Annotated in this window: 5 protein-coding genes; 3 read left to right on the top strand and 2 right to left on the bottom strand. The window is 61.6% G+C overall.

What is annotated here, in order from left to right; translation table 11 throughout:
- The first annotated feature begins 102 nt into the window (after positions 1-102).
- From IFT58_RS10905 to IFT58_RS10895, 3 genes are read left to right on the top strand one after another with little or no spacing between them, the layout of a single operon-like run.
- A complete protein-coding gene (locus IFT58_RS10905) occupies positions 103-690 on the top strand; it encodes a hypothetical protein (RefSeq protein WP_192094891.1) in 588 nt (195 codons plus the stop codon).
- Positions 691-748: 58 nt separating this feature from the next.
- Positions 749-1,399: a hypothetical protein gene (locus IFT58_RS10900; RefSeq protein WP_192094889.1), complete on the top strand. Its 651-nt coding sequence runs from the start codon at positions 749-751 to the stop codon at positions 1,397-1,399.
- Positions 1,396-2,724, top strand: a complete 1,329-nt coding sequence (locus tag IFT58_RS10895; protein ID WP_192094887.1) for an XVIPCD domain-containing protein — start codon at positions 1,396-1,398, stop codon at positions 2,722-2,724. Before IFT58_RS10900 ends, IFT58_RS10895 begins: the two co-directional genes overlap by 4 nt.
- Positions 2,725-2,781: 57 nt before the next feature.
- On the opposite strand, the gene IFT58_RS10890 is transcribed toward IFT58_RS10895, so the two are convergent.
- Together IFT58_RS10890 and IFT58_RS10880 are read right to left on the bottom strand one after the other, a co-directional pair.
- Complete coding sequence (locus IFT58_RS10890) at positions 2,782-3,168, bottom strand: DUF4189 domain-containing protein (RefSeq protein ID WP_274603058.1); 387 nt, start codon at positions 3,166-3,168, stop codon at positions 2,782-2,784.
- Between the two features lie 922 nt (positions 3,169-4,090).
- Positions 4,091-4,600, bottom strand: a complete 510-nt coding sequence (locus tag IFT58_RS10880) for a DUF4189 domain-containing protein (RefSeq protein ID WP_249405664.1) — start codon at positions 4,598-4,600, stop codon at positions 4,091-4,093.
- Positions 4,601-6,544 lie beyond the last annotated feature (1,944 nt).

Below are 6,544 nucleotides of genomic sequence, written 5' to 3'. Positions count from 1 at the left end.
ACGCAACGCGGCAGATGCATGCCTGATCGCTCCTCATTGCCATTTCCCGGGTCCGCGAAGACGCTTTCCATGCGAAACGCCGTCCTGCCCTGCTTAGTCCTCATGCTGCTTGCCGCCTGTCACTCCGGGGTGGAGCAGCAGGACACGGGCGACCGCGGGCTGGCCGCGCTGAATCCTGCCCCCCGCCAGACGTACGCATTCGTCGTGACGATCAACGATGCGCCCGGCCCGTTTGCGGTGGTTGAAGGAAGTGCCCAGTACGACGTCATCAACGAACAGGAATGCGGACGCATCGTGGCGTCGACCGGACGCGCCGGGCGCATCACCAGCCAGGAACCGGTCGCGTTGGAGAAGATCTCCGACACCGAGTACCGCGGCACAGTCCATCTGGATCGCATGCTCGACGCAGACTATTACGATCGCGGCGTCTGCCGGTGGAAGTTCAGCGGAGCGGGCGCCATGCTGAAAGCAACCGGTGCCGATGGCGAGACCCGCTTCCTGTCCTTCATCCCAGCTAACCGCTTCATCAAGGGTGAGACCAAAACCCGGCATTACGCCGACATGGGCTATCCCCGCGAATCGCTGAACGACTACGCCGACTACGGTGAGGACGCCCCGGAGGGCTTCAAGCCTGAACTGCGCGGGTCTTTGTTTTCAGCCACCCTGATGGGTAAAGAGGCGCGCCCGTGAGTGCTGCCCCATGACCCCACCTGCTTCACTCTTTTCCCCACCATCCAGGAGGCCCCCAGTGCGCCGATCACTTCTGCCGTGCGCTGTGTTGCTGCTTCTTACTGCCTGCCATTCGGAGACCGCCATGAATCAGGAAATCGCTACTGCAGAACAGGACGTTGAACAGGGCGGCCGCGGGCTGGCCAAGCTCAATCCCGCACCCCGCCAGGCTTACCAATTCGTGCTGAAAATCGACGATGCGCCCGGCCCGTTCACCGTGGTCAACGGCACCGCCCAGTACGACGTCGTCAACGAGCAGGAATGCGGGCGCATCGTGCCGGCGACCGGCCGCGCGGGCCGCATCACCAGCAAGGAACCGGTAGAGCTGAAGAAAATCTCCGACACCGAGTACCAAGGGACGGTCTATCTTGATCGCATGCTGGATGAGGACTACTACGATCGCGGCGTCTGCCAGTGGAAGTTCAGTGGAGCCGGCGCCACGCTGAAGGCTACGGGTGCGGAGGGTGAGACCCGCTTCGTGTCCTTCATCGATGCGGACCGTTTCGTGAAGGGTGAGCGGGAAACCCAGCACTACGCCGACCTCGGCTACCCGCGCGACGAGATGGACAACTACGCCGATTACGGAAAAGACGCTCCGGAGGGCTTCAAGCCCGAGCTGCGTGACGCACTGTTCTCGGTGACGCTGACCGGTAAAGAGGCGCGCTCATGAGCCTGCGCAGCCAGGATTACGCCGCGCTCGCCGATGATGCCTACAAGGATCGCGCTGTCGGCCGCTGGGCGCCCGATGAAGCGGAGGTGGTCCCGATCGGTGACCACAGCTACCGCATCCTGGAGCACGTCAACAACAAGAACGGCTACCAGGGTTTCATTTACCAGCGGGTAGATACCAACGAAATCGTCGTCGCCCATCGGGGCACCGAGCAGCCGCTGCACGATGTGGTTGCCGACCTCGGCATGGTGGTCGCCCGCACCAACCTGCAGGCCGACGATGCGATTGCATTGACTGCACGGGCCAATCAGTTCGCGCAGCGCGAAGAAACCCGTAGCGGCCAGCACCTGGATGTCACGGTCACCGGTCATTCGCTCGGTGGCTCGCTCGCACAGATCTCTGCGCACCACCACGGCCTGAAGGGCGAAACCTTCAATGCCTACGGCGCGGCCAGCCTGGGTTACCGCATTCCGGAAGGGGGCAATGCGATGGTCAACCACGTGATGTCCGCCGACCCGGTCAGCGCGGCCTCCGGCCACTATGGCCAGGTCAAGGTCTACGCCAATGAGACCGAGATCAAGAACCTGTACGGATCCGGCTTCCGCAACGGCGCCGTTGCCGGCTTCCTGATGCCCGACTCTGCCTTGCTGGCCGCCGGTCGCTCGCTGGATTCACACATGATGACGAACTTCCTGGACAAGCAATCGGTGCTGGACAATCCAGCCTCGCAAGCGTTGGCCAAGCAGAACGCGGGCATGATCAACGAGTACCGCGACAAGCTGGAGTTTCTGCGTGGCGGTCTGACCACAGCCACGCGCGGCGGTATCGGCAACGCAGTGGACATCTACGACCGTATCCGCGGCCCGCTTGACCCCGGCGAACCCGCACGCAAGGCGGCCGAAGAACAATCGCACAAGCGCGACGGCGCCATGCGCATGGACAGCCCCGGCCACCCCGGCAACCTGCTGTTCCAGGACGCTCTGCGCGGCGTGGAAGCGCAGGACCTGCGCGCGGGGCGTACGCCGGATCAGCACACGGGCCAATTGGCCGGCAGCCTGGCGGCGGAAATGCATGCCAATGGCGGTACCCGTATCGACAACGTGCTGATGAGTAACGATGCCTCGCGCACCTTCGGGGTGCAGGGTGAGGTCAACGATCCGGCGCATCTGCGGGTGTCGGTGGCAACCACTGAAGCGATGAACATCCCACTGGATCAGTCCAGCGAACGCGTCGCGTCGCAGCAGGCTGCCCAACAGGTGGCGTCGCAGGACCGCGATATGCAGATCGAGCAGAGCCAGACGGCAGCACGCAGCATGAATGCCTAAAGTCGTCTTACAGATGGGTTGGGCCGGGTAACACCCGGCCCACACGGCGCATCGCAATCAGCGTATACGCACCGCGACCGAGCAATCCGAATACCCTACTTTGCATTCCCCCACACCCTGGAGGAAGCATTCGGCCGTCGCCGTTGTGATCGCATTCTCGAGGGTGAATGCTCTGCCGACCACAAGATGCTGTGGCGTCGGCTCCGGCGGCGACGCGACCGCCACGCAGGAATTCTGATAGCTCACACGTATCACGCAGTCCTTCGCACCACTGCGTTTGCACTGATCCAGCGCTTCCCGCTCCGCGCGCCGCTTGCGGTTCTGGGTGTTGGAAACGCCCATGGCCAACTGTGTCGGTGAGGTCGCGATAGCGCCCCATGGCGCGGTCCACGCCTCAGCGAGGGGTGACGGTGCGCCGCCCCCGGTAGGTGCGCAACCCAGCATGCCAGGCCCGCCTACGGGAAACTGCCCCGGCGGACAGCGGCCTTCCGCGCTGGCTGCGAACGGCAGGAAGGCGAACGCGACAAGCGTTGCCATGAAGATCAATCGCTCAAGCACGCACTTCTCCTTATCACTGTCGCTCTCCATCACGCCGGAAAACCCTCCCCCAGTCTGACCTACAGAGGACTTACGAGGCATTGCAACTTACTTGAAAACGTTACCTCAGCCTTGCTGAGGGTGTAGTCCGTCCACGCGCAAGGCAAGGTTGCCAGATCGCACCGTCAACCGCCTATCTGACGGGAGCCCATTTATCTGCGCCCCCTCCTCGAACGGAACCAACACTCAGCGAATGTACTTTGGCAGACTGCAACCGCTGTAAGCGACCGTGCACGTCCCGCCTGCAGCAGGCTTGCACTTCATCAATCCATCGCCAATGGCCGCTTCGGTCGTCTTGCCAACGCCCAAGCCTACCTTCGCACCAGGCACATCAGCCGGTGGCACAACCCACGCGGCACACTGGCTGCTGTAATCCAAGATGACCCGGCAATCCTTCACGCCATTGCGCGAGCATTTTCCAAGCGCAGTCGCAACGGCCGCGCTGCGACTCACTTCGTCTGCTGCAACACCCGCGTCAGTGGTGGTGTCAGAGAGTGCGAACGCTCCCCAACGCGCTTCATACCGCCCAGGATCCACCGCAGGCTGCTGAGGCTGCCCCGGCTGCGCTCCGCCATAATTGGATATCGGCGCACACCCCATGACGCCTTGTCCGCCAACGGGGTAATGACCGGGAGGGCAGTTGCCCTCGGCACTGGCCGCGAAACAAGGCAGGACCAACACCGAAAGCGCGACCAAGACTTGGAAGTAGTGTGCTTGCTTGAACATACATCCTCTGGGGGCTAAATCCGACGCTAGTCCTGATCGAACGCTAGAACTTCTCGAAAATCGGCTCGCTACAGCCGGTGTAGATGATTTCGCATACGCCGTTCGGAACCTGCGCCCTACAGTCACGTTCCAAGCCTTGGCTGGCGATGTCGGCCGTTGCGGCGGACCGAAGCCTGCTCTCGTATCCCGGGCCAAAATACATCGCCGCCATGCATTGATTCTTATAGGTCATTTTCACTGCGCAGTTCTTGGCGCCATCCTTCGCACAGTCGGCGATAGCGGCTCTGGATGCTTCCGCCTTGCTTCGCAAGCCCGTCGCGGCTCCGCCGGTGGTGCCTGAAACTGCAAAGGCCCCCCACGTCTCAATCCATCTGCCGGTAGGTCGCGGTGCGGCAGGCTCTGCAGCAGCCTTCGGGATTGGCGCGCAACCCAGCATGCCCTGGCCTCCAACCGGAAACTGGCCAGGCGGGCAGCGTCCTTCAGCCTTCACACCCTCACCCATTGGAAGTAGAGCGCCAACGGACACGGCCAGAATGACTACGAAACGAAACATATCTTGGATCCTATAAACGCTGCGCTCCACCAAGGCAACGCAGTTGTCACGTGAGACTTGGCGCTGACCGAAGATCGTGCAACGGACCTGCGATTAAGCCATGAGCGTGCACATCGCGACGTGGAAGAAGATCACTGGCATCGGCGCAGCGATGAGAATCGGAGTAGTCGGGACGTCCTTCGAGTCAGCGAAATGCCTCAAATAGGGGCAGGCTGCAGGCCGCGTATGCAATGTTGCAGCTCTTGCCACCGTCCTGGGGCGAGCACCCCTTGCGTGCTGCGTCGATGGCAAGGGCCTCCGTTCGTCCACCAGCGCTGACAGACTTCATTGACGGAGGTCGAGGGCGAGGAATCGGATCCGCCAAGGCAATGCAGCTATCAGTGTAGGAAGTCACGACCTTGCATCTCAAGCCGCCGTTCTGCTCGCAATTCTTGATTGCGAGCGAGCTGGCTTCACCACTTGAAGATTGAGCCTCTGCCACGCCGGTGGATAGCACGACGCCACGCTCACCTGCGGAGGCATCCTCTGCGATGGCGCCAAACCTGGAGTGCCAGCGTCCATTCGGTTTGGGCGGCTCCTGCGCTGGAGCCTGCCCCCCTGGAATAGGAGCACACCCAAGCATCCCAGGACCTCCTACAGGAAACTGGCCTGGTGGGCACCGCCCCTCTGCAGCGGCTCCCCCGCCAAGTAAGAGAAGGGTGAGAAAAACCAGGCTTCTCATGATCATCCAAGGCTCCAGCCCACGAGGCTTGCTTACTACTGTCTACTTAGGCAGTTGGCACCAACAAGAAGAAAGAAACTAAAATCGCTGGAAAATTGGCTTCGTGCAGTCGACATACTTTATCTGACAGTGCCTGCCGCCGCGGGAGCAACGCGCGAGAGCTTCAGCCCGCACCGTTTCTTCAGGACCGGTGTAAGCCACACCTTCCTGAGTAGCGATGGAGGACTTCGCCACCGCGACGCATTGGTTTTTGTATGTCACCTGCGCTTTGCAATCCGCAGACCCCCCTGCCGTGCAGTTCTGAAGCGCCTCCGAGACGGCGTCGGATCTGCTCAGCTTTCCGCTCGAAACGCCGCTGTCGCCACTCGCGTCTGACACCGCTATGGCGCCCCACGTGTCAATCCATTTACCCGTCGGCTGCGGCGCTGATTGCGCTGGGGCTGCACCATTTATAGGTGCGCAACCGAGCATGCCAGGGCCTCCCACCGGGAACTGCCCCGGCGGGCACCTCCCTTCTGCAACCACTGCCGGAGATGCAAAGGTTGCGCATGCGAGAAGCAACACTGCAAACCCAGAAGGAAGATTCCCGATTCGTCCGCCCATACAACGCTCCAGTTTCGAGGACCAATTCATTTGTTTGCTGCACCGTACTTCCCAGGATCGACCGGAACGGTCCCACGAAGCGTCGCCGCGCTCAGCAGAGGCCTTTTATCAACTGCCCACAGATGCCAAGTTCTAGAACTTCCTGAACACTGGCTTCGTGCAGTCGGCGTAGGTAATCTTGCATGTGGGCGCGCCCGCCTCCGTACATGAGGTCATGGCGATTTCCACCGCTCTCTCGATGGTATTCGCGCGAGCATACTGGGCGTGCCACTGTGAAGGGGCCGGGGGATCAGCGACAGCCATGCATTGATTCTTGTAGGTGTATTCCTCCCTACAATCCGTAGCGCCCTTGCTCCCGCAGAAAGAGCGTGCTTCGGCCAGCGCATCAGACTTTTTAAACTTTCCTGTCGCAACTCCCGTCGCGCCGGTAGTCGGGGAGTTCACAACTGCGCCCCAGGTCGTTATCCATTCACCAGTAGGTGTCGGAGGTGGCGGTGCGGCCTGGGGTATGGGCGCACATCCCTGAACGCCACCGCCTCCCACCGGATACTGGCCTGGAGGGCAATTGCCCTCAGCGTAGGCAAGCCTAGGTGTAAAACCCATCATCGCTACAGAGGCGA

Origin of the sequence: Stenotrophomonas sp. CFBP 13718, assembly GCF_014842145.1 — a bacterium.
In the GTDB taxonomy this organism is placed as follows: domain Bacteria; phylum Pseudomonadota; class Gammaproteobacteria; order Xanthomonadales; family Xanthomonadaceae; genus Stenotrophomonas.
This window is presented reverse-complemented; position numbering and strand designations above follow the sequence as displayed.

Bases quoted from the DNA above. Each gene is read 5' to 3' on its own strand.
- IFT58_RS10905 (WP_192094891.1), top strand. From the start codon at position 103: ATGCTGCTTGCCGCCTGTCACTCCGGGGTGGAGCAGCAGGACACGGGC.
- IFT58_RS10895 (WP_192094887.1), top strand. From the start codon at position 1,396: ATGAGCCTGCGCAGCCAGGATTACGCCGCGCTCGCCGATGATGCCTAC.
- IFT58_RS10890 (WP_274603058.1), bottom strand. From the start codon at position 3,168: ATGCTGGGTTGCGCACCTACCGGGGGCGGCGCACCGTCACCCCTCGCT.
- IFT58_RS10880 (WP_249405664.1), bottom strand. From the start codon at position 4,600: ATGTTTCGTTTCGTAGTCATTCTGGCCGTGTCCGTTGGCGCTCTACTT.